This window comes from Quadrisphaera sp. DSM 44207 (assembly GCF_900101335.1).
Lineage (GTDB): Bacteria > Actinomycetota > Actinomycetes > Actinomycetales > Quadrisphaeraceae > DSM-44207.
Window position 1 is genome coordinate 25345 of the sequence record NZ_FNKA01000003.1, and the last position, 22477, is coordinate 47821.

At 77.1% G+C, this 22477-nt stretch carries 20 protein-coding genes, 1 tRNA gene and 1 pseudogene; 11 read left to right on the forward strand and 11 right to left on the reverse strand.

Translation table 11 applies throughout. The features are described 5' to 3' along the window. Window positions 1–145: 145 nt before the first annotated feature. Window positions 146–913, reverse strand: a complete 768-nt coding sequence (gene otsB, locus BLS82_RS10520; protein ID WP_092865420.1) for a trehalose-phosphatase — start codon at window positions 911–913, stop codon at window positions 146–148. Beyond that, complete coding sequence (locus BLS82_RS10525) at window positions 910–2388, reverse strand: alpha,alpha-trehalose-phosphate synthase (UDP-forming) (protein WP_255378283.1); 1479 nt, start codon at window positions 2386–2388, stop codon at window positions 910–912. Before BLS82_RS10525 ends, otsB begins: the two co-directional genes overlap by 4 nt. A gap of 88 nt (window positions 2389–2476) precedes the next feature. On the opposite strand from BLS82_RS10525, the gene BLS82_RS16620 reads away from it, so the two are divergent. The 3 genes from BLS82_RS16620 to BLS82_RS10540 all read left to right on the forward strand — a co-directional run bounded on the left by BLS82_RS16620 (window position 2477) and on the right by BLS82_RS10540 (window position 5384). Beyond that, a complete protein-coding gene (locus BLS82_RS16620; RefSeq protein WP_092865423.1) occupies window positions 2477–4351 on the forward strand; it encodes a protein kinase domain-containing protein in 1875 nt (624 codons plus the stop codon). A gap of 167 nt (window positions 4352–4518) precedes the next feature. Further along, entirely contained in the window at window positions 4519–5178 is a 660-nt protein-coding gene (locus BLS82_RS10535; protein WP_092865426.1) for a copper resistance CopC family protein, read from the forward strand. A 133-nt stretch (window positions 5179–5311) separates the two neighbouring features. Further along, a tRNA-Thr gene (locus BLS82_RS10540) sits at window positions 5312–5384 on the forward strand. Window positions 5385–5441: 57 nt separating this feature from the next. On the opposite strand, the gene BLS82_RS10545 is transcribed toward BLS82_RS10540, so the two are convergent. The 3 genes from BLS82_RS10545 to BLS82_RS10555 form a co-directional block, all read right to left on the reverse strand. Next, window positions 5442–5828 (reverse strand): alpha/beta fold hydrolase, encoded by a 387-nt coding sequence (locus BLS82_RS10545; protein WP_092865429.1) that lies wholly within the window; start codon window positions 5826–5828, stop codon window positions 5442–5444. Window positions 5829–5947: 119 nt separating this feature from the next. After that, window positions 5948–6868, reverse strand: a complete 921-nt coding sequence (locus BLS82_RS10550; RefSeq protein ID WP_092865432.1) for an ABC transporter permease subunit — start codon at window positions 6866–6868, stop codon at window positions 5948–5950. Further along, window positions 6865–7839: an ABC transporter ATP-binding protein gene (locus BLS82_RS10555; RefSeq protein WP_092865435.1), complete on the reverse strand. Its 975-nt coding sequence runs from the start codon at window positions 7837–7839 to the stop codon at window positions 6865–6867. Before BLS82_RS10555 ends, BLS82_RS10550 begins: the two co-directional genes overlap by 4 nt. Window positions 7840–8112: 273 nt before the next feature. Here BLS82_RS10555 and BLS82_RS10560 point away from each other — a divergent pair, with 273 nt between their 5' ends. Together BLS82_RS10560 and BLS82_RS10565 are read left to right on the forward strand one after the other, a co-directional pair. After that, window positions 8113–9204, forward strand: coding sequence for a lysylphosphatidylglycerol synthase transmembrane domain-containing protein (locus BLS82_RS10560; protein ID WP_092865438.1), 1092 nt, complete (start codon window positions 8113–8115; stop codon window positions 9202–9204). A 62-nt stretch (window positions 9205–9266) separates the two neighbouring features. Next, entirely contained in the window at window positions 9267–10124 is an 858-nt protein-coding gene (locus BLS82_RS10565; protein ID WP_218123832.1) for a hypothetical protein, read from the forward strand. A gap of 17 nt (window positions 10125–10141) precedes the next feature. Here the strand turns inward: BLS82_RS10565 and BLS82_RS10570 are convergent, their stop codons facing one another. Then, window positions 10142–10759, reverse strand: coding sequence for a TetR/AcrR family transcriptional regulator (locus BLS82_RS10570; protein ID WP_092865444.1), 618 nt, complete (start codon window positions 10757–10759; stop codon window positions 10142–10144). A 114-nt stretch (window positions 10760–10873) separates the two neighbouring features. On the opposite strand from BLS82_RS10570, the gene BLS82_RS10575 reads away from it, so the two are divergent. The 4 genes and pseudogenes from BLS82_RS10575 to BLS82_RS10590 all read left to right on the forward strand — a co-directional run. Then, window positions 10874–11230 carry a PadR family transcriptional regulator gene (locus BLS82_RS10575; RefSeq protein ID WP_092865447.1) on the forward strand — a complete coding sequence of 119 codons (357 nt, stop codon included), beginning with the start codon at window positions 10874–10876 and terminating at the stop codon, window positions 11228–11230. A gap of 1 nt (window position 11231) precedes the next feature. Beyond that, window positions 11232–12593 carry a permease prefix domain 1-containing protein gene (locus BLS82_RS10580; RefSeq protein WP_092865450.1) on the forward strand — a complete coding sequence of 454 codons (1362 nt, stop codon included), beginning with the start codon at window positions 11232–11234 and terminating at the stop codon, window positions 12591–12593. A gap of 112 nt (window positions 12594–12705) precedes the next feature. Beyond that, window positions 12706–14586, forward strand: coding sequence for a S8 family serine peptidase (locus tag BLS82_RS10585; protein ID WP_143028815.1), 1881 nt, complete (start codon window positions 12706–12708; stop codon window positions 14584–14586). Window positions 14587–14754: 168 nt separating this feature from the next. After that, window positions 14755–17097: pseudogene (locus tag BLS82_RS10590) on the forward strand (putative bifunctional diguanylate cyclase/phosphodiesterase); the annotation flags it as partial. A gap of 41 nt (window positions 17098–17138) precedes the next feature. Here BLS82_RS10590 and BLS82_RS16460 read toward each other — a convergent pair. The 3 genes from BLS82_RS16460 to BLS82_RS10605 form a co-directional block, all read right to left on the reverse strand. Next, the gene (locus BLS82_RS16460; protein WP_092865459.1) at window positions 17139–17681 is read right to left on the reverse strand and encodes a VOC family protein; all 543 of its coding nucleotides are present in this window, start codon (window positions 17679–17681) and stop codon (window positions 17139–17141) included. A 109-nt stretch (window positions 17682–17790) separates the two neighbouring features. Next, on the reverse strand, window positions 17791–18309 hold the full coding sequence (locus BLS82_RS10600) for a GAF domain-containing protein (protein WP_092865461.1): 519 nt from the start codon (window positions 18307–18309) through the stop codon (window positions 17791–17793). Further along, the gene (locus BLS82_RS10605; protein WP_176819048.1) at window positions 18296–18658 is read right to left on the reverse strand and encodes an ATP-binding protein; all 363 of its coding nucleotides are present in this window, start codon (window positions 18656–18658) and stop codon (window positions 18296–18298) included. The genes BLS82_RS10600 and BLS82_RS10605 overlap by 14 nt, the downstream gene beginning before the upstream one ends. A 230-nt stretch (window positions 18659–18888) precedes the next feature. Between BLS82_RS10605 and BLS82_RS15740 the strand changes: the two genes are divergently transcribed. Further along, window positions 18889–19767: an ATP-grasp domain-containing protein gene (locus BLS82_RS15740; protein WP_176819049.1), complete on the forward strand. Its 879-nt coding sequence runs from the start codon at window positions 18889–18891 to the stop codon at window positions 19765–19767. A 5-nt stretch (window positions 19768–19772) separates the two neighbouring features. Beyond that, a complete protein-coding gene (locus tag BLS82_RS15745) occupies window positions 19773–21206 on the forward strand; it encodes a circularly permuted type 2 ATP-grasp protein (protein WP_176819050.1) in 1434 nt (477 codons plus the stop codon). Between the two features lie 78 nt (window positions 21207–21284). Here BLS82_RS15745 and BLS82_RS10615 read toward each other — a convergent pair whose 3' ends face one another. Both BLS82_RS10615 and BLS82_RS10620 read right to left on the reverse strand, forming a co-directional pair. Beyond that, complete coding sequence (locus BLS82_RS10615; RefSeq protein ID WP_092865467.1) at window positions 21285–21530, reverse strand: hypothetical protein; 246 nt, start codon at window positions 21528–21530, stop codon at window positions 21285–21287. 88 nt (window positions 21531–21618) lie between these two features. Then, window positions 21619–22464: an HpcH/HpaI aldolase/citrate lyase family protein gene (locus BLS82_RS10620; RefSeq protein ID WP_092865470.1), complete on the reverse strand. Its 846-nt coding sequence runs from the start codon at window positions 22462–22464 to the stop codon at window positions 21619–21621. Between the last annotated feature and the right edge of the window lie 13 nt (window positions 22465–22477).

The window sequence follows — 22477 nt, forward strand, 5'->3', positions numbered from 1 at the left end:
GGCGCGCGCAGAGGACGCGGCGACCGTCGGGACGCCGGTGTCCGCGATGGAGTCTGCCCCATGCGGCGCGGCGCGGGAAGCCCGGCGCGGCAGGCCCGGCGCGGCAGGCCCGGCGCGGCAGGCCCGGCGCGTCAGGTCCGGCGCGTCAGGCCCGGCGGGAGAGCAGGTGCTGCAGCAGGACGGCGACCGCCTCGGGGTCGGGCACGCGGTACGGCGCAGCGGTCTCGCCCGGGCCGACCTTGACCGGCACGTCGCCCGCGGCGGTGTCGAGGACGGCGAAGGCGTCCTCGTCCGTGACGTCGTCCCCGGCGAACAGGGCGGCGTCGACGCCGAGGCGGGAGCGCAGGGCGGCGACCGCGCTGCCCTTGTCGGCGTCGACCACCGACAGCTCCACGACCTCCTTGCCCCGCATCGCGCGCACCCCGGGCAGCGTCGCCGGCCCCGTCAGGGCCGCCGCGGTCGCCTCCGCCGCGACGTCCGGGCTGGCGCGCCGGGTGTGCAGGACCGCGCCGGCGGGCTTGCGCTCGAGCGCGGTGCCCTCGTGGGCCGCGACGACCGCCCCCAGCCCCTCGACGACCTGCGCGAGCAGGGCCTCCTGCTCGGCGCTCAGCTCCAGCACCGCGCCGGCGACCTCCGCGCCGTGGCTGGCGACGAGCACCGCGGACGGCGGCGGGTCGGCGACCGCCCGCAGGCTCTCCAGCGAGCGGCCGCTGACCAGGGCCACCGTGACGCCGTCCGCCGCGGCCAGACCGGCCACCGCGGCGGCGGAGGCCGGCAGCGGCCGCGCGTCGCCCGGCTGGGCCACGATGGGCGCCAGGACGCCGTCGAAGTCGAGGGCGACGAGCACGGGGGAGCGGGCGGCGAAGGCCTCCAGCGCGGTGAGCAGCGACGGGTCGAGCGCCGGCGCGGTCACGACCCCTCCGCCGTCGCTGTCCCCGCCGTCGCCGCTGTCGCTGTCGCCGCTGTGGCCGCCGTCACGGCCGGCGGGTCCTGCAGCGCCTTCAGGAACGCCGCCGCCCAGGCGGCGACGTCGTGCTCCATCACGCGGCGGCGCAGCGCCCGCATGCGGCGCGACTGCTCGCGCGGCGGCATCTCCAGGGCCCGCGCGATCGCGTCCTTGAGGCCGTCGATGTCGTGGGGGTTGACGCTCAGCGCCTGGGTGAGCTCGTCGGCGGCGCCGGTGAACTCGCTGAGCACCAGCACCCCGCCCTCGTCGAAGCGCGAGGCCACGTACTCCTTGGCCACGAGGTTCATGCCGTCGCGCAGGGACGTGACGAGCATGACGTCGGCGGCCTGGTAGAGCGCCTCCATCTCGTCGCGCGGCTGGTTGTGGTGCAGGTAGTGCACGGCCGGGTGCCCCAGGGAGCCGTGGTCGCCGTTGATGCGGCCCACCGTCAGCTCGATCTCGTCGCGCAGCTGGCGGTAGCTCTCCACCCGCTCCCGGCTGGGCGTGGCCACCTGCACGAGCACGGTGTCCTCGGGGTCGATCCGCCCGTCGGCCAGCAGCTCCCCCCACGCCTTCAGGCGGTGGGTGATGCCCTTGGTGTAGTCCAGGCGGTCGACGCCGAGCGCCAGGCGGCGGGGAGCGCCCAGCTCGAAGCGCAGCTCGGCCACGCGCGACTGCACCCGCGGCGAGCGCGCCATCTCGTCGACGGCCCGGGAGTCGATGGAGATCGGGAAGGCCGTCGCGCGCACGGTGCGGCTGCCGCCGTCGGGGGAGGGCACGCTCACCTGCTGGACGCGGCTGCTCAGACCCAGGGCCCGCCGGCAGGCGCGCAGGAAGTTGTTGGCGTCCGACATGCGCTGGAACCCGAGCAGGTCGGCGCCGAGCAGGCCCTCGACCACCTGCCGCCGCCAGGGCAGCTGGGCGAACAGCTCGTAGGGCGGGAACGGGATGTGGTTGAAGAAGCCGATCCGCAGGTCGGGACGGCGCTCGCGAAGCATCGCCGGCACCAGCTGCAGCTGGTAGTCCTGCACCCACACCGTCGCCCCCTGCGACGCCTGCTCGGCCGCGGCGTCCGCGAAGCGGTCGTTGACCTTGACGTAGGCCTCCCACCACTCGCGGTGGTACTCCGGCTGGGCGATCACGTCGTGGTACAGCGGCCACAGGGTGCCGTTGGAGAACCCCTCGTAGTAGCGGGCGACCTCCTTCTTCGACAGCGGCACCGCCACCAGGTGCATGCCGCCCTGGTCGAAGGGCTCGGGCGCCTCCCCGGCGTCCCCGGACCAGCCCACCCACGCGCCGTCGGCCTCGCGCATCACGGGTTCGAGGGCGGTCACCAGGCCGCCGGGCGACGTGCGCCAGGTGGTGGTGCCGTCGGCGTCGACGACCCTGTCCACGGGCAGCCTGTTGGCCACCACGACGAAGTCGTAGCCCGCTCGCGGCACGCGCGCCCCTCCCGTCGGGATCCGACTCGTCAGCCTAGTGATCGGGCGCGCGACGGCATCCCGAGCGCGCTCCGCGTACGGTGGCGGCATGCACGGCGCAAGCCCCTCGCGGCTGGGCCCGTACCGGCTGCTGCACGTCATCGGCGGCGGTGGCATGGGCGTCGTCCACCTGGCGGTGGACCCGCAGGGGCGCGCCGTGGCCGTCAAGGTGCTGCGGCCCCACGTGGCCGCCGACCCCAGCGCGCGGCACCGCCTGGCGCGCGAGGTCGACACCCTGCGCCGGGTGCGCTCGCCGCACGTCGCTGAGGTGCTGGACGCCGACCCGGACGCCGAGCCGCCCTACCTCGTCACCCAGTTCGTGCCCGCGCCGCCGCTGGACGCGCACGTGGAGGCCGTCGGGCCGCTGGCCGGGGCGGACCTCGCGCGCCTCGGCCTGGGCCTCGGGGACGCCCTGGCCGCGATCCACGACGCGGGCGTGGTGCACCGCGACCTCAAGCCCGGCAACGTCCTCGTCTCCGACGGCGACCCCGTCGTCATCGACTTCGGCATCGCCCAGATCGCGGACGACGTCCGGCTGACCAGCACCGGGCTCGTCATGGGCACCCCCGGCTACCTCTCGCCCGAGGTGCTGGACGGCGGTGCGGTGACCGTCTCGGCCGACTGGTGGGGCTGGGCCGCCGTGCTGGCCTTCGCGGCCACGGGGCGCCCGCCGTTCGGCACCGGGCCGGCCGAGGCCGTGCTCAGCCGGGTGCGGCGCGGCGAGGCCGACCTGGACGGCGTGCCCGCACCGCTCGCGCCCGTGCTCGCGGCGGCCCTGCGTCCGGACCCCGCCGACCGCCCGACGCCGCGGCGCCTGCGCGAGGCGGTGCAGGCGCTGCCCGCCGCCGTGCCCGCGTCGTCCGTGCCCGCGTCGTCCGCGCCCGCGGCGTCCGAGCGCGCCCACCCGGACGAGGAGGACCGCACCCGGGTCGTCGCGGTGCCGGCGGGCGCAGCGGGTGCGGTGACGACACCGCTGCTGCGCGGCGGCGCCGGGTGGGACGAGCGCGACGACCCGGACGCCACCACGCAGGTCCCGGCGTCGACGGCGCCGCTGGCGGCGGGCTCCGGCGCGGGGGCCGCCGGTGCCGCGGCCACCCGGCCGGTGCCCGCGGCGACGCAGCCGGTGGCGACCGGCGCGCCGTCCCCGGCGGCGGCCACGACGCAGCTGCCGGCGGGGACGGCCGGTGCCCCCGCGCAGGCCGCCGTCCCCGCGCCGCCGCCGGCGCCCGCGGTGCCCTGGGGCCCCGGCCCGTACGCGGGCCACCCGGTGCCCGGCGGCTACGGCGCGCCGGCGTGGCCGCACGAGCAGGGCGCGCTCGCGCCGCCGGCCCGGCGCAGCGGCACCCTCGCGGCGCTGCTGCTGGCCCTGGTCGTGAGCGCGGCGGTCGCGCCCCTCACGACGGCGATCCTCGCCGCGCTCCTCGGGGTGGCGGCCCGCACCGTCGACCGCGTCGCCGGGGCCGCTGCCCGCCGCCGCTTCGAGCGGGGGCCGCGCCGCTCCGACGGCGCGCTGACCGCCCTGGGCGTCCCCGGGCACCTGCTCGCCGCGCTCCTGACGTCGGTGCCGGCGCTGCTCCTGCCCGCGCTCGTGGGCGTCAGCGTCGCGGCGCTCGTCGGCTGGGCCGTCGACCCGGCCACGGCGGTCGCGCCCGGCCAGTCCCTGCCGCTGGCCGCCGGCGCCGCGGCCGCCGTCCTGACCGCGTGGTGGGGCCCCGGGTCCGCCTCGCTGCGCTCGGGGTCGCGCCGGATCGTGCGCGCGGTGGCGCCCGGGCCCGTCGGCGCGCAGGTCGCCGTCGCCGTCCTGGTGCTCGTCGCGCTCGCGGCGGTGCTCGTCGTGCTCGGCAACCAGGGACAGCCGGACTGGAGCCCGCTGCCGGCCTCGCCGCTGCCCGCGGGAGCGGCGCTGGGGTCGTTCCCGACCTGACCCCGGCGTGGGCGCCCTCCTCGGCGCGCGGGGGAGGGGAGTGCGTTCCGGGCGAGGCCGACACCGGGTGGGGTCTGCGGCGCGAGCCTGTGGACGCACGGGCGGCGCCACCCGGACGGCGGTGCGCTGCCGGCCCGCGCCCGGGTGCGGTGCCTACCCTGGAGGACATGACCGTCGGACCTCGTGCACGCGCCGCCCTGCTGGCGCTGCTGACAGCGCTGCTCCTGCCGGTGGGGCTGGTCGCCACCGCCGGTGCCGCGAGCGCGCACACCCGGCTCGTCGCCACCGACCCCGCGGACGGCGCTCGGCTCGACGCCCCGGCCGGCGCGATCACCCTGACGTTCAACCAGTCCGTGATCGCGCTCGGCACCGAGGTGGCGGTCGCCGGCCCCGGGGGGCCGGTCGCGGTGACGGACCTGTCGGTGGACGGCGAGACGGTCACCGCGCGCCTCGACACGAGCGGGCCGGCGGGGGAGCACACCGTGACCTGGCGCGCGACGTCCGCGGACGGGCACCCGGTCTCGGGGGAGTTCGGCTACACCGTGGCCACGGCGCCCGAGCCGAGCACCGCACCGAGCACCGCACCGAGCACCGCACCGAGCACCGTGCCGAGCGAGGACCCGTCCGCCGGGGCCGCTGCGGCGCCGTCCGCGTCGTCCCCGCCGGCGCCGTCCTCCGGGGCGGACACCGACGCCGAGGCGGCGATGGCGACGGAACCGGCCCCGGCGTCGGGCGGCTCCGTGCCCGTGGTCGCGTGGTTCGTCGTCGCCGCGGTGGTGCTCGTGGCCGCCGGTGGCATCCTCACCCGGGCGCGGCGCCACCCCTGAGCCCGCCCTCGCGCCGATCACGGACTGATCCGGGGTGTCGCGGCCCAGTACCCCGGACGAGCCCACGATCACCGGTCGCTGCCCGCCGCCGCACGCCTCGGAGGCGATGGCGCCCTAGGCTGGACGGCGCTCCGCCAGCATGGCGCAACTGGTAGCGCACCCGACTTGTAATCGGGCGGTTGCGGGTTCGAGTCCCGCTGCTGGCTCCGTCGTCGACCTGCCGGTCGCGCCTCAGTCGGCCTCTGCCGCGGGGGTCGAGCTCCTCACCCGTGGGCGCTGGCGCCGAGGAAGGGGTCGATGACGGCGAAGGTGGCCGCGGGGGCCTCGCTGGTGGGCAGGTGCCTGGCCCCCGGGACGACGGTGAAGCGGGCGTCGGCGAAGGCGTCGGCGTAGGCGCGCCCGTAGGCAGGCGGGACGACGGGATCCCGCTCGCCCCAGACGACCAGCACGGGAACGCGGACGGCCGCCAGGCGGTGGAGCAGGGAGGCGTCCCACATCGTCGGGCCGGTGTAGTGCTGCAGCAGGGCGAGGGCCGCCGGCGACGGGCCGCGACCGGGAGGGGGCGCGGCGGGCGGCTCGGCGGGCTCGGGGCCGACGGCTCCCACCAGCACCAGGCGGCCGACGCGACCGGTGGTGTCCCGCGCGGCCATCTCCGCGGCGACCCAGCCCCCGAAGGAGCTGCCCAGGACGGCGACGTCCTCCAGCCCCAGGTCCGCTGACGCAGTGCGGCGGGTACGCGCCGGCCCAGGTCCAGGCGTGGCTCGAGCGGTCAGGCGTCCCGCCTGGTCAGCATCACCACGCCCGCGACGAGGGGGACGAGGGCCCAGGCGGCCAGCGTCCCGGCCGCGGCGGCGTCGGAGATGGCGGCGGCACCGGGCACCGTCGAGGTCAGCGAGTCCCCGGCGGCGCTGGGGAAGTAGTCCGCGGCCGTCTCCACCCAGCTCCACGGCAGCAGGGGCAGGATCGGGGGGATCACGAAGGCGATGGCGACGAGCGCCGTGATGCTCATCGCCGTGCTGCGCGCCATCGCGGCCAGCCCCAGCCCGAGCAGCGCGACCGCCATCAGGTACCCGGCGTTGCCCAGGACCGCGCCCCAGGAGAACGCCAGGCCCCCCTCGACGACGAGGGACCCGACCCACAGGGCCCCGGCCGACAGCCCCAGGGCCACCGGTGCGACCACCGCCACGAGCACGACGGCCTTGGCCAGCAGCACCGGCCACCGTCGCGGCACCGCGGTCAGGCTGGCCGTGATCGTGCCGGTGGCGTACTCCCCGGACATCTGCAGCACACCGAGCACCCCGAGCACGAGGCCGGCCAGCCTCGTGCCGGCCAGCACCGCGCGCACGGAGTCCCCGCCGAAGGTGTCGCCGAAGTCGGCGTCGTCCCCGCCGAAGCCGCCGCCGTCGCTGCCGAGGTCGGAGCCGATCGCGGCGGCCAGGCCCAGGCTGACGGCCACCGCGAGGGCCAGGGCCATCCAGGTCGAGCGCAGGGAGCGCGTCTTGGTCCACTCCGAGAGCACCGCGCGGGGCAGGCCGGCGCCGCGCCGCTCGGGCCGCTCGGGCCGCTCCGGCCGCTCCGGCCGCTCGGAGTGCGAGGGGTGGGCGGGGTGGGCGGGGTGGGCGCTGCCGGGGCGCTGCGGCGCGCGTCCGCCGCCGTCGGTGGTGGTCACGGGGACCAGGGTGGTGGTCATGCTGCGTCCTCGAGGGTCTGGGCGTGGCTGGAGCGGTCGGTCGAGCGGGCGGTCGGGCGGCCGTCGGTCCCGTCGGTGCGGTACTCGCGGCTGGTGTCGGTGAGGGCCATGTAGGCCTCCTCCAGGGAGGCGGTCTCGGTGCGCAGCTGGTGCAGCGGCAGCCCGTGGGCGGCGGCCAGGTCGCCGATCGCGTCCGCGCCGGCGCCGCGCACGCTCATCCGCCCGGGCTCGACGTCGGTGACCGAGGCGCCGGACGCCAGCAGCAGCCGTGCGAGGTCGGCGGCCCGCGGGGAGGCCACGGTCACCGGCCGGTCGGTGGCCGTGGCGATCAGCCCCTCGACGGTGGTGTCGGCCAGCAGCCGGCCGCGACCGATGACGATCAGGTGCTCGGCGGTCACGGCCATCTCGCTCATCAGGTGGCTGGAGATGAGGACGGTGCGGCCCTCGGCGGCCAGGGAGCGCAGCAGGGTGCGGATCCAGAGCACCCCGTCGGGGTCCAGCCCGTTGACGGGCTCGTCGAGGATGACCGTGGCCGGGTCGCCGAGGAGCGCTACGGCGATCCCGAGGCGCTGGCCCATGCCGAGGGAGAACGACCCGGCCCTCCTGCGGGCCGCGCTGCGCAGGCCGACCAGGTCGATCACCTCGTGCACCCGCCGGCGCGGCAGCCCGTGGGTCTGGGCCAGGGAGAGCAGGTGGTGGTAGGCGCTGCGACCCGGGTGCACCGCCCTGGCCTCCAGCAGCGCCCCCACCTGCCGCAGCGGCGCCCGGTGCTGGACGTAGGAGCGCCCGTCGACCAGGGCCGACCCGCTGGTGGGCCTGTCCAGACCCATGACCATGCGCATGGTGGTGGACTTCCCGGCGCCGTTGGGCCCCAGGAACCCGGTGATCGCGCCGGGGCGGACGGTGAAGCTCAGGTCGTCGACGGCGGTCTTGTCGCCGTACCGCTTGGTCAGGCCTCGGACCTCGATCATGCGCTGCTCCTGGAGTCGTCGGTGCGGGCCGCTCCGGCCTGCTCCGACGCTAGGGAGCCCTCCGGTGCGGGCACGAGCACCGGAAGGACCGACCGCACCCCCCGGCTGCTCCTCCTCACGTCGCACCCCCTCCGACCTCCGGGGGATGCGCGAGGGCGGAAGTTCATCCCTGCGGTGCTGGGACCGGCAGCCGCGGCGCTCCAGTGTGGGCACCGGCCGCGACGGCGGGTGCGAGCACCCGGCCGCCTGGGCCCCCGACCCGCAGGAGGTGCCGTGTCCGACGTCCGCACCGCCGTGCTCCCGCGCCCGACCACGACCGCTGACGCCGCCGGAGCGCCGGGAGCGGGCCGCACCGCCCTCCGCACCGCCCGCCGCACCGGCCACCGCACCGCCCGCCGCACCGCCCGCCGCACCGGCCACCGCACCGCACACCGCACCGCACACCGCACACCGCACCGCACCGGCCGCCGCCTGGTCCTCGCGGTCCTGGGCCTGCTCACCGTCGTCGTGCTGGTCGTGCAGCTGGGCTCCGTGGACCTGCTCGCCCAGCTCGCCGGCGCCGACCCGGGGTGGGCGCTGGTCGCCGTGGCCGCCTCGCTGGTCCCCGTCCTGGGGGCCGCGATCAGCCTCGCCGCGTTCGCTCCGGGGAGGATCCCCTGGGGGCGCACCCTCGGCGTCCAGGTCGCCTCGAGCTTCGTCAGCGTGGTGATGCCGCCGTCCGTCGGGCAGCTGGCGGTCAACGCGCGGTTCCTGCACCTGCTCGGCCACAGCGCCGCGGGCGTGACGGCCACCGTCGGGCTGACCCAGCTCTCGAGCGTGGTCGTCACGCTCGTCCTGCTCGCGGGGGCCGTGGCCGTCAGCGGGGCCCCGATCCCTGCGGTGCCGTGGACGGCGGTCCTCGCGGTGGCGGCCCTGGCCGGCGCGGGCCTCGTGGTGGCGGCGCTGCCGCGGCCGCGGCGCTCGCTCGCGGCCGTGCTGCACCGGCACCTGGAGCAGGTGGGCCCCCGCCTGCGCGAGGTCGGCCGGCGACCGGTCAGGATCGCCGCCGGCGTCGGCGGTAACCTGCTGATCACGGCCGGGTACGTCGCCGTCCTCGACGCCTCGCTGCGCGCCTTCGACGTCTCCCTGCCGCTGCTGCAGACCGCGCTCGTGATGCTGGTCGGCAACGCGCTCGGCTCGGCCGCCCCCACGCCCGGCGGGCTGGGCGCCGTCGACGCCGCGCTGAGCGCCGGGCTGGTGGCCGCCGGCCTGCCCGCCGCCGAGGCGCTGTCCGCGGTGCTCCTGTACCGCTGCACCACGGTGTGGCTGCGGGTGCCGCCCGGCTGGCTGGCCTTCACGCTGCTGCGCCGCCGGCACGCCCTGTGAGGGCGCTCTGGCCCTGGGCGCGCCGAGGGCGTCCTGTCGCACGCGGGCAGCACACTCGGCCCGTGAGCGCTGAGCCCGTGACCGACGTCGCCGCCGCCCGCCGGTTCGTGCAGCTGCACGGCCGCCTGCTGGACCGGCGGCGCCTGGCGCACCTGCTCGAGGGCGCACCGGCCGCGGCGGTGGCCGCGGCGGTGGCCGCCTACGCCAACCCCGACGGCGGGTACGCGGGTCTGGTCGAGCCGGACGTGCGGACGCTGAGCAGCCAGCCGATCGCGGTGCTGACCGCCTTCGACGTCCTGGGCGAGGTCGGCGCGCCCGCGCCGGTGGAGGCGCTGGCGTGGCTGGCCGCGGTCAGCGACGACGACGGCGGCATCCCGTTCCACCTGCCGGCCGCCGACGGCGCCCCGCAGGCGCCGTGGATGCGACCCGACCCCGCCTCGTCGCTGCACATGACCGCCGCGGTGGCCGCCGCCGCGCTGCGCCTGGGCGCTACCGGTGCCTGGGTCGAGGCCGCCAGCGCCTACTGCCGCCGAGCGATCGACGCCGCGGACCGGCTGAGCGCGCACGAGACGATGTACGCGCTGCACCTCCTCGACGCCGTCGGCGACGCCCCGGGGGTGCAGGCGCTGGGCCGCCGGCTGCCCCGCGACGGGCGCCTGGCGGTCGAGGGCGGCACCGAGGACGAGGCGCTGCAGCTCCTGGACCTGGCGCCCAGGCCCGGCACGGCGGCCCGGCGCCTGTTCGACCCGGAGGTCGTCGACGAGGAGCTCGACCGGCTGGCCGCCGGGCAGCGCCGCGACGGCGGGTGGGACTTCACCTGGCGGGCCTGGGCCCCGGCCGTGGCCTTCGAGTGGCGCGCCCGGCTGACGGTCGACGCCCTCGCCGCCCTCGCCCGCCACGGTCGCCTGCCCGCCGCCTGATGCGCGGGTCAGCGCCGTCAGCGCCCACCCCCCGCGGGCCCACCCCCCGCGGGGGCGGGCGCGGGCGCGGAGGCGGGGTGGGCCATGCCGGCCGTGAGGGTCGTCGCCCACGAGGGCGTGAGGTCCACCAGGCCGGCGGCCACGATCAGGTGGCACAGCTGGCCGTAGGCCATGAACCGCTGCACCGCGTCCTGGGGGGCGCCGGTGTGCTCCGCGGCCCGGGTGACCACCTGCTCGAGCCCGCGCTGCAGCGCGGCGCGGATCTCCGGGACGTCCCCGGCGCTGAGGGCGTGCACCTGGAGCATCAGCAGGCTGCGGTCGGCGATCAGCCGGGCGTACGCGTCGCCCATCGCCGCGAGCACCGCCTCGGGGTCCTCGGCGTCGGAGGCGTCCGCGCCCTCGGCCAGGCTGCGCAGGACGCGCCGGAAGCACTCGTCCAGCGCCGCGACGAACAGGGCCAGCTTGCTGGGGAAGAGGCGGAAGACGTACGCCGGGGAGATCTTCGCCGCGTCGGCCACCTCGGTGACCGGGGTGGCGTAGTACCCGGTGCGGGCGAACACCGTGATCGCGCACGAGAGCACGGTCGCGCGGCGGGCGTCCGCCGTCGAGCGGGGGGCGGGCGTGGTGGCCGTCATGTGAGTGAGTCAACAGTGACGTCCCGGGCGCGTCAACAGCGCGGACGCTCGCCCCTTGTGCTGCTATGCATAGGGCTGCTAGGTATGAGGCCTCCTCGTCCGGCTGGAGGTCTCGTGCGCATCGACAAGGACCTGGTGGCGGCCTCGGCGACGCCGCTGGTGCTGGCCATCCTCGCCGGGGGCGAGAGCTACGGGTACGCGCTCTCCAAGCGCGTCCGGGAGCTCTCCGGCGGGGAGCTGGAGTGGAGCGACGGGATGCTCTACCCGCTGCTGCACCGCCTGGAGCGGCTGGAGTGGGTGAGCACCACCTGGCGCACCCCGCCGCAGGGCCGGCGCCGGCGGTACTACGCCATCACCGACGCCGGGCGCAGCGCGCTCGCGGACCAGCGGCGGCAGTGGGCCGCGGTCACGCACGCCCTGGGCGGCGCCTGGGACCGGCTCGCGCCGCAGCCCTCCCTCGGGACGGCCTGAGGTGGCGACGCGGGCCGGGGCGGGGACGCTGGAGGCGCAGATCGGCGAGTGGCGCTCCTACGTCGGTCGCGCCCGCGGCGTGCGCGGAGGCGACGTCGAGGAGCTGGAGGCCCACCTGCGCGAGCAGATCGACGCCCTCGCCGACGTCGGGCTCGCCGACGACGAGGCGTTCCTGGTGGCGGTCAAGCGGCTGGGGGCCGTCGACGCCCTCTCCCGCGAGTTCGCCCGCGAGCACAGCGGCAGGCTGTGGAAGCAGCTGGTCCTGACGGGCGACGCCGAGCCCGAGCGCCCCTCCAGCGGCCTGACCAGCGCGCTGGTGCTGGCGGTGGCAGCGGCCGTCGCCGTCCACGTCCCGCGCGCGCTCGGCCTGGGGGAGGAGGAGCTGGCCACCCTCTACCTGCGCAACGCGGGCCTGCTCGTGCTGCCGTTCCTGGCCGCCTGGTTCGTCCTGCGGCGGGGGCTGACCCGCCGGCAGGTGCTGGGGACCGCGGCGCCCTTCGTCGCCGCCGCCGTCGTGGTCAACGCCTACCCGTGGGCGCCGGGCTCCTCGACCGAGCTGCTCGCGGCCCTGCACCTGCCCGTGGCGCTGTGGTTCGCCGTCGCCTCCGCCTCCATGGGCGGCACCTGGCGCTTCCACGAGCGGCGCATGGACGTCGTCCGCTTCACCGGCGAGTGGGTCATCTACTACGTGCTCATCGCCCTCGGCGGCGGGGTGCTGCTGGGGCTGACCGCGGCTCTCCTCGACCCGGTCGGCCCGGGCCTCGTCGAGCCGATGTTCGAGTGGGTGCTCCCCTCCGGCGCCGCGGGTGCCGTGGTGGTGGCGGCGTGGCTGGTCGAGGCCAAGCAGGACGTCGTCGAGAACATGGCCCCGGTGCTGACCGCGGTCTTCACCCCGCTGTTCGCCGTCGTGCTCGCCGGCGCCGCCGCCACCTACCTCGTCACCGGGTCCTCCGGGGACTTCCAGCGCGAGGTGCTCGCGGTCTTCGACGTCCTGCTGCTGGTGGTGCTCGGGCTGGTGCTCTACAGCACCTCGGCGCGCGACCCGGTGCGGCCGGCGGGGGTGCTGGACCGCCTCCAGCTCGTCGCGGTCGCCAGCGCCCTGCTCCTGGACGCGGTGGTGCTCGCGGCGATGGTCGCCCGCGTCGGCGACCTCGGCTGGACGCCGAACCGGGTCGCGGCCCTCGGCCTGAACCTCCTGCTGCTGGTGAACCTGGCCCGGGCGGCGCTGCTGTCGGCCCGCTTCCTCGCCGGCCGGGTCGCCTTCTCCCGCCTCGAGCGCTGGCAGACGACCTACCTGCCGGCGTACGGCCTGTGGGCCGCCGCCGTGGTCGCCGTCCTGCCGCTGCTGTTCGCGTTCGCCTGAGCGGGCAGCGGCCCGCGCGGGTGCGTCCACCCGGGTGATCACGCGGTGTAGACCTATCCCACACACAGAGTGAGGACCCAGTCTCTCCTCACACCACTCGGAGGGACTGGGCATGGATGAGATGAGCACGCGCCGCCCGCACGGCGGCGCTGGGGAGGACGCGACGGTGCAGGCGCGGCCGTGGCTGCGCGGCGCGGTCGCCGCCGGCGCGGCGGGCGCGACGTTCGCCGCACTGGTCCTCGGCGGCGCTCCGGGCGCCGCCGCGGAGCCGGCCGAGGGCGAGGCGCAGGTCGCGGTCGTCGTCGAGGGCGGCGGGCAGGCCGCCGCCGCCGCGGTCGAGCGCTTCGGGGGCAGCGTCGAGGGGCGGCTGAGCGTCCTCGACGGCCTGCACGGGCGGGTGCCGTCGAGCCGCGTCGAGGACCTGCTCGACGTCCCCGGCGTCCGCGCGGTCACCCCCGACAGCGCGCTGCGCCCGCTGGACGAGGCGTGGGGCGACGACACCACGGGCGAGGGCGCGCAGGCGACCCTGGCCACCGGCTCCTGGCAGGCCGACCACGACCAGGGCTCCGCCTTCACGATCACCAAGACGACCGGCGCCCAGGTCGTGTGGGGCAAGTCCGACCCCAACAACGGCAACCGCAAGCTCACCGGCCACGGCGTGGGCGTCGCCCTCGTCGACACGGGCGTGGCTCCCGTGGAGGGCCTGATCACGACCGGCAAGGTCGTCAACGGCCCCGACCTCTCCTTCGAGTCGCAGGTCGCGGGCACCCGGTACGTCGACGGGTTCGGGCACGGCACGCACATGGCCGGCCTCATCGCCGGCAAGGACAGCGCCGTGCCCGCCGGCGGCGAGGCCGACGCGAAGCACTTCGTCGGCATGGCTCCCGACGCGAGGATCGTCAACGTCAAGGTCGGCGCCGGTGACGGCGGCGTCGACGTCTCCCAGGTGGTCGCGGGCATCGACTGGGTGGTCACCAACCGCAGGAGCCACAACATCCGCGTGCTGAACCTGTCCTACGGCACCGACTCGACCCAGCCGGCCGCGCTCGACCCGCTGGCCCACGCGGTCGAGAGCGCGTGGCGGGCCGGCATCGTCGTGGTCGTCGCTGCCGGCAACGACGGCGAGGCGGGCCCGCGGCCGCTGACCATGCCCGCGATCGACCCCTTCGTCATCGCGGTCGGCTCCAGCGACCACCTGGGCACCGACGCGCCCACGGACGACCGGGTCGGCGCCTGGACGAACTCCGGCACCACCACCCGCCGCCCGGACCTGCTGGCGCCGGGCAAGTCGGTGGTCAGCCTGCGCGTGCCGGGCTCCCGCGCGGACGTCGACCACCCCGAGGGCCTCATCGCGGGCGAGGTGACCAAGCGCATGTTCCGCGGCACGGGCACCTCGCAGTCCGCGGCCGTGGTCTCCGGCGCCGCCGCCCTGCTGCTGCAGCGCAACCCGAGCCTGACCCCGGACCAGGTCAAGGGCCTGCTGCGGGCCAGCGCGGACAAGCTGGCGGTCACCAACGCCACCCAGGGCGCCGGCGTCCTCGACGTCATGGGCGCGGTGGAGCTGCTGGAGAAGGGCACCCCGCCCAGCTACGCGCAGACCTTCGCCCGCTCCACCGGCACCGGCACCCTGGAGGCCTCCCGCGGCGGCAGCCACGTGGTGGACCCCGCCAACGCGGCGGTCCTCAGCGGTGAGAAGGACGTCTTCGGCGTCGCCTGGAACGCGAGCGGCTGGGCGAGCGCCTCGACGGCCGGGACGGCGTGGAGCGGCGGCACCTGGCGCGGCCGCGCGTGGGCCGGCACCGGCTGGTCCAACGGCGCCTGGGCGCCCGTGACCTGGGCCGGCACCTCCTGGTCGGGCCTGCAGTGGGCGGGCCGCCGCTGGTCCACCATGACCTTCCTCGGCCGCCGGTGGAGCGGCGACGACTGGTCCGGCCGCCGCTGGAGCGACGAGAGCTGGTCCGGGCGCCGCTGGTCCGGCGAGAGCTCCTGGTAGTACCGCGAGCGGACGGGTCCCGAGAGGGGCGGGTGCACCTGCACCCGCCCCTCTCGGCGTCTCAAGCGGCCGCCGCCCGGTGCCGATGCCCGGGGGGAGGACGGGAGGTGGGCAGTGCTCAGGACGGACGGTCGCCGCACCGCCGCGATCGCGGCGCTGTGCGCGGCGATGCTCGGCGGTGCCGCGCTGCTGCAGGCGGGGCCGCTGCACGGCCTGCCCGCGCCCGACGGCCGCGCCGGGCTGCCCTGGTGGGCCCTCGTGCCGCTCTTCACCGCGGCGGAGCTCCTCATCGTCCACGTGCAGGCCCGGCGGGAGACGCTGTCGGTCTCGTTCGTGGGGGTGCCGCTGGTCCTCGGGCTGGTGGTGCTCACCCCGCTCGAGCTGCTCCTGGCCAGCGCCGCCGGCGCCACCCTCGTGGTGCTCAAGCGCCGGCAGGCGCCCCTGAAGGTGCTCGTCAACACCAGCCTCATCGTCGTCGAGGCGACGTGCGCCGCGGCGCTGTACCACCTCGCCCTGGCCGGCGCCGACCCGGCGGGGCTGCGCGGCGTCGCGGCCGCGCTGACGACGACCGTGCTGACCGACCTGGTCAGCGCGACCGTCCTGACCCTGGTCATCTACCTCAGGGTCGGCGACTACGACGACGGGGTCCTGCGCGAGGCCGTCAGCTCCGGCCTGTTCCTGGCCGTCGCCAACACCAGCGTGGGCCTGCTGGTGGCGGTCCTGCTCGGCACCGCGCCGGCGGCGCTGGTGCTGGTGCTCGTCATCGCGGCCGTGCTGGTGCTCGCCTACCGCGGCTACACGGAGCAGGGCCAGCAGCACGCGCGCCTGGAGTCCCTGTACCGGTTCACCCGCACCGTCGGCCGCACCGTCGAGACCGACGCCGTGGTCGAGTCCGTCCTGCGCCAGGCCCGCGACGTGCTGTCCGCGGACGGCGCGGAGCTGGTCCTCCTCGGCGCGGCACCGACCGGGGCCACCACGGGCACCGCCGCCGGGATCGCCCGCCGCCTGCGCCTGAGCGGCGAGGACGCCGTCGAGGAGCTGGCGGGCGGCGAGGCCGCGCCCGCCGCCTGGTGGCGGGCGGCGCTGGAGGGCCGGGCCGTGCGCGCGACCCGGTCCGGGGAGCTGCACGACGGCGCCCGCGACGGCCTGGCGGCGCCGGTCGGCGTCGCGGACGACGTCGTCGGGGTGCTCGTCGTCACCGACCGGCCCCGGCACCTGCCGACCTTCACCGAGGCGGACCTGCGCCTGTTCGCGTCCCTGGCCAGCCACGCCAGCATCTCGCTGCAGAACTCGCGCCTGGTCGACCAGCTGCGCTCCGAGGCCGCCGCGCAGCAGCACCGCGCCCTGCACGACCCCTCCACCGGCCTGCCCAACCGCCTGCACTGCCTGCGCGCCCTGGAGGAGGCGCTGCGGCGCAGCCCGCGCGCCGCCGTCCTCGTCCTCGACCTCGACGGCTTCAAGGAGGTCAACGACGCGCTCGGGCGGAGCACCGGGGACGAGCTGCTGGCCGAGACCGGGCGCCGCCTGCGGGCGATCGAGCCGCGGCCGGGGCACGTGGCCCGGCTGGGCAACGACGAGTTCGCCGTCCTGCTGCCCGAGGTCGACGGCGCGGACGGGGCCGAGCGGTGGGCCCGCGAGGTGCTGCGCGCCGTCACCGCCCCGCTGGCGCTGCACGGCCTGGGCATCGACCTGCGCGCCAGCGCCGGCCTGGCCGTCGCCCCCGACCACGGGCAGGACGCGGAGGCCCTGCTGCAGCACGCCGACACCGCGGTCTACGAGGCCAAGAGCCGGCGCGAGCCCCTGCGCACCTGGGACGCGGCCTCCGCCGGCGACAGCGCCCGCCGGCTCGCGCTGCTGGCCGACCTGCGCGACGCGATCGCCGACCGCCAGCTGCAGGTGCACTACCAGCCGAAGGTCGCGCCCGGCACCGCCCGCCCGTACGGTGCCGAGGCGCTCGTGCGCTGGGAGCACCCCACGCTCGGACGGCTCTCCCCGGACCGCTTCATCCCGCTCGCGGAGCACTCCGACCTCGTCCAGCCGCTCACGGCGGTGGTCCTCGACGAGGCCCTCGCGCAGTGCGCCCGCTGGCGCGCCCGCGGCGCGCTGCTCTCGGTCGCCGTCAACCTCTCCACGCGCAGCCTCGCCGACACCGCGATCGTGAAGACGGTGGCCGGGGCCCTCGAGCGCGCCGGCGTGCCCGCCGAGGCGCTGACCCTGGAGATCACCGAGACCGCCGTGATGGGCGACCTCGACCGCGCCCTGGAGGTGCTGCACGGCCTGCGCGCCCTCGGGGTGCGGCTGTCCGTGGACGACTTCGGCACCGGTCAGTCGTCCCTGGGGTACCTCAAGCGGCTGCCCGTCCACGAGGTCAAGATCGACAAGTCCTTCGTGGACGGGCTCGCCGGCGCCTCCGGTGACGCGCGCGCCACCGCCGTCGTCAAGGCCGCGGTCGACCTCGGCCACGCCCTGGGGCTGCAGGTCGTCGCCGAGGGCGTCGAGGACGAGCCGACGCTGCGCCAGCTCGACGACCTCGGCTGCGACCTCGTGCAGGGCTACGTCATCAGCCGCCCGCTGCCCGCGGGCGCGTTCGTCGACTGGCTGGGGACGGCGGCCTCCTGCGGCGCGCCGCCGTTCTCCGCCGCTCCGGCCCCCGCGGCGCCCGGCTCCTGCTGAGCCGGAGCCTCGCTGCGCTCGCCGAGGACCGCGAGGTAGTGCGGGTTGTGGATGATGCCGAGCAGGTTGCCGAACGGGTCGACCACGGCCGCGGTGAGGATCATGCCGTGCGGCGTCAGGGGCTGGTACTCCCGAGCGCCCATCGACATCAGCCGCTCCAGCACGGCCTCCACGTCGTCGACGTGCCAGTGCATGACCGCGCCGCCCGGTCCGGCCCCTGTGCCGGCGGGGGCGAAGGAGCGGTTGGCGATGGCCAGCTCGGCCTGGTAGTCGCCGATGCGGAACTTGGCGTAGTTCAGGCCCCCGTTGGGCCCGGGCCGGGTGAAGTACGGCTCCACCCCCGTCAGCCGCGCGTACCAGGCCACGGCCGCGCTCACGTCGTCCGCCCAGTAGTTGAGCGTGCTGAACCCTCGCAGCGTCACGATGCGTCCCCTCGTCGTCGTCGTGCCGGGACGCCGACCGTATCTAGGGCGGCGCGCGAGGGGTAGGGGTGAGGGCTGCCGGCCGCTCCGGCTGCGGGCGCCGCCGGCGTCATCCCGGCCCGCGACCGGCCCGCTCCCGCTCGAAGGTCTCCACCAGCTGCGCGGCGAGCTGCTGCAGCCGCTCGACCTGCGCCGCGGACAGCTCGTGCGGCTCCGTGTCGAAGACGCACAGCGTCCCCACGGTGTGCCCGCGCCGGGTCACCAGGGGCGCCGAGGCGTAGAAGCGCACGTCCCCGCGGCGCCCGTCGACCCAGGGGCTGTCGGCGAAGCGGGGGTCCGAGCGGGCGTCGGCCGCGTGCACGAACGCCCCGGAGCGCAGGGTGACGTCGCACATGGCCTCGCGGCGCGGCGACGGCGCCCCCTCGAAGCCGGTGGTGGCGCACTGGTGCTGCCGCTCGCGGTCGAGGAGGTTGAGCGTGGCCATCGGCACGCCCGCGACCGCGGCGGCCTCCGCCACGAGGTCGAGGACCTCCTGGCTCTGCACGGCCTCGGGATCGGCGAGCCGGTGCAGCTCGGCCAGCCGCTCCTCCTCCCGCGCGGCCTCCTGCGCGGTCTCAGCAGGGGACATCGGCCCACACGACCTTGCCCGCCGCGCTCGGCTCCCAGCCCCACCGCAGGCTCAGCGCCTCGACGATGACCATGCCGCGGCCGCTCTCGTCGTCGAGGCGGGCGCCGCGGGGCGCCGGCGGGGCGATCGAGCCGTCCGCCACGGCGATGCGCAGGACCCCCTCGCTGCGCCGCAGCCGCACCTGCACCGACTCGCCCTCCGCGTGCCGGACGGCGTTGCCGACCAGCTCGCTGAGCACGAGGCAGGCGTCGTCGAGCAGCTCCCCGTCGCACCCCCAGCACTCGAAGGTGCTCCACAGCAGCGAGCGCAGGCGCCGGCCCGCGTCGGGCGTCCGGGGGACGGCGGCCACGCTGCTCGACCCCACTGCAACCCCTCCCCGCGTCAGCACGTCGTTCACTCTACGTCGCTGTCAAGCCACGCAGCGTGTCGAACAGTCGGACGACGTCCCGGCCCGGCAGGTCCCTGCCGATGGCCCTGTCCGGCCGCGCCGTCCCGGCCCGGGCACCGGCGCTGCGCCGTCGGAGCGGCGGCGCGGCGCGGCGGTGTGCGCCCGCGCCGCCCGTCGGGTAGGACGGCGCTGTGCGCGTCGCCCTGGTGATCACTGACGAGGACTTCTACGCGGGCACCGGGTACGCGCAGGCGTGGACGCGCGCGCTGCAGGACGAGGGGTGCGAGGTCGAGCGCCTCGCCCGCGTCCCCGCCGCGTGGGGCTCGCGCGGGCCGGAGCCGGGCCGCTACGACCTCGCGGTCGCGCACGTGCTGGTCGAGGAGGTCGCCGCCCTCGCGCCCACCCTGCGGGTCGCGGCCGTGCTCGAGGCGTGCGGCGTGCCGCTGCTCAACCCCGTCGCCTCCCTGGTGGCCTCCTCCGACAAGCTCGTCACGCACGCGGTCTGGGCCGCCGCGGGCCTGCCTCAGCCCGCCACGTGGGACCTGGACGGCGTGCGCGAGTGGCCCGCGCCCGGCCGGCCGGTGGTGCTCAAGCCGTCGCTGTGCGACGGCGCCCGGCACGTGCAGCTCGTGCACGACCTCGACGAGGCCCGCTCGGCGGTGGCGGCCTGGCGCGCGGACGAGGCGGCCGGCGGCGAGCGGCGCGGGACCGCGCTGCTGCAGGAGTGGGTCGAGCGCCCCGCGTGCGTGCGCCTGTACGCCACGCCCGAGGACACCTCGCCGGCCTACGAGAAGTCCCGCGAGCAGGACGCCCTCGTCACGCACGGCACGGTCTACGCGCGCACCTACCCGCCGCCGGAGCCGCTCGCCGCGCTCGCCCGGCGCATGGTGGCCTCTCTCGGCGGCGGCCTGATGGGCGTCGACGTGCTCCTGGACGGCGCGGGCCGGGCGCTGGCGCTGGAGGCGAACGCGCCCTTCGGCTTCGACGTCACCGACCCCGAGCAGGGCCGCTGGATCGCGCGCGCCGCGATCGGGGCCGCCCGCCGCGGCGCACCGCCGCGCGCGGCGTGACCGGCGTGAGCACCGGCACGACCACCGGCACGACCACCGGCGCGAAGCTCGAGGGGAGCGTCGACAGGACCGCCCGCGGGGCGCTCGAGGAGGCCCTGGCGCTGGACGAGGCCCTGGCGCCCGACGGGCGCGAGCGCCCGCACGCCGCCGCCGCGCTGGCCGCCGTCCGCCGCCACGACCTCGCCGCGCTCGCGGCCGAGGTGGCCCGGGACGCTGAGCGGCGCGGGCTGCACCGCGGCATCGGGAGCGAGGACGACGTCCTGCCGGTCGACCCGGTGCCGCGGGTGGTCCACGGCGCGGAGTGGGACCGCCTGGCGTCCGGGCTCGCGCAGCGGGTGCGGGCGCTGGAGGCCTTCGCGGCCGACGCGCACGGCGCCCGGGAGGCGGTGCGCGCCGGGGTGGTCCCGGCGCAGGTCGTGGACTCCAGCCGCTACCACGCCCCCGGCCTGCCGCCGCCGCGCGTGTTCGTCGGGATGGCGGGCCCGGACGTCGTGCGCGGGGCCGACGGGCGCCTCGTCGTCCTGGAGGACAACGTGCGCACCCCGACGATGCTCGCCTACGCCCTGGCGCTGCGGGAGGTCGTGGGGGAGCGCCTGCGCGTGCGGCCGGGGCCGCGCCCGGTGCGCGCCGCCGCCCGCGCGGCCGCCTGGGGCGTGCTGCGCGCCGCGACGCCGGTGCCCGACCCGGTGGTGGCCGTCCTCGACGACGACGGGCCCGGACGCGTGCGGTGGGAGGTCGGCGCGCTCGCGGCGCTGCTCGGGGTGCCCGCCGTCCGCCCGGCGCAGCTGCGCCCGCGCGGCGGTGCGCTGGTGCTGCCCGACGGCCGGCGCGTCGACGTGCTGTGGCGGCGCACGAGCGAGGAGCGGCTGCACGACGACGCCGGGCGCCTCAACGCCCTCGGGCAGCTGCTGCTGGGCCCGCTGCGCGCCGGCTCGCTCGCGGTCGTCAACGCCTTCGGCAGCGGCGTCGCCGACGACAAGCGCACCTACCCCTACGTCGAGGACCTCGTGCGCTTCTTCTGCGGCGAGGAGCCGCTGCTGGGCTCGGTGCCCGCCTACGACCTCGGCGACCCGCGCCAGCTCGTGCAGGCCCTGCCGCGCCTGCACGAGCTGGTGGTCAAGCCCCGCTCCGGCTCCGGCGGTCGCGGCGTGCTCATCGGGCCGCGGGCGAGCGCGCAGCAGCTGGCGCGGGCCCGCGCGGCGGTCGCCGCCGAGCCCGGGGAGTGGATCGCCCAGGAGGTCGTCGCCCTCTCCACGCACCCGACCGCGGTGGACGGCGCCCTCGTGCCGCGCCACGTGGACCTGCGGCCCTTCGCCTTCTGCGACGGGGAGCGGGTGGTGGTCCTGCCCGGCGGGTTCACCCGCGTCGCCCTGGGGGCGGGGGAGCTGGTCGTCAACGCCTCCCAGGGCGGGGGCGCCAAGGACACCTGGGTGGTCTGAGCGACCACTGCCGGATGCGGGGCCGGGGCGGGCCGACGTCCGCGCCGGCCCGCCCCGGCAGGACCGGGTGCGACCGCGTCAGTCGCCGTAGTTCTCGAAGATCAGGTCGTCGGTGTTCTTGTCGAACTGCATGGAGCCGCTGTTCTGGATCAGGCGGGCGATGGTGCTCGCCTCGCTCTGGTCCACGGCCAGCAGGTACTCCTCCACGCCGTCGTCGAGGGTGAACTCGAAGGTGTACGCGCCGGAACCGCTGTCGCCCTGCTTGCTGCGCACGACGTCGACGCTCGTGACGCGGCGGATGTTCTTGCCCTGGCCTGCGGGCACGGTGGCCTCCTCGGGTGGTGATCCGGTGGGACGCCGGGGCCATACCCCTGCGCCGCAGGATCCACGCCCCCGTCCGCAGGAGCGGTGCTCAGCTGGAGGGGCGGACGCCGAACGCCGTCGCGAGGTCCTCGATCTTGCGGGCGCGGGCCAGGCGGGGCAGGTCGCTGCCGTCGCGCACGACCTCGCCGTCGGCGACGAAGCCGGCGATGAAGTCGCGCGCCCACGACACGTCCGAGGGGGTCGGGCTGATCACCTCGTTGACCACGGGCACCTGCTCGACCTGCAGGCACAGCTTGCCGGTCAGGCCGAGGGCGACCGTGGTGCCCGACTGCTCGCGCAGCACCGCGTGGCTGGTGCCGACCGTGGGGCCGTCGATGGGCCCGGGCAGCCCGCCGATGCGGCTGGCGATCACCAGGCGCGAGCGCGGGTACGCCATCGCCAGGTCGTCGGCGCTGGTGCCGGTGTCCCGGCGGTAGTCACCGCTGCCGAAGGCCAGGCGGAAGGCCCCGCGCGCCCGGGCGATGGTCACGGCCTCCTCGATGCCGACGGCCGACTCGATGAGCGCCAGCACCGGCGTGGTGCCGCCGAGGCGGTCGAAGGTCTCCGTGACGTGCTCGGCGGCCTCGGTCTTGGCCAGCATGACGCCGACGAGCCCCGGGGTGCCGGCGAGCTCGGAGACGTCGTCGTGCCAGAACTGCGTGGAGCGGTCGTTGATGCGCACCCAAGCGCGGTTGCCCCGGCTCAGCCACTCGATCACGCCCTCGCGCGCCTGCGCCTTGTGCTTGGGGTCGACGGCGTCCTCGACGTCGAGGATCACCTGGTCGGCCCGCGAGGCGCGCGCCGCGTCGAAGAGCTCCCGCCGGTGGGCGTTGACCAGCAGCCACGAGCGGGCGATGTCGGCAGCCACGCCGACCTCGGTGCCGTTGCCGTCCATGCGCTCTCTCCTC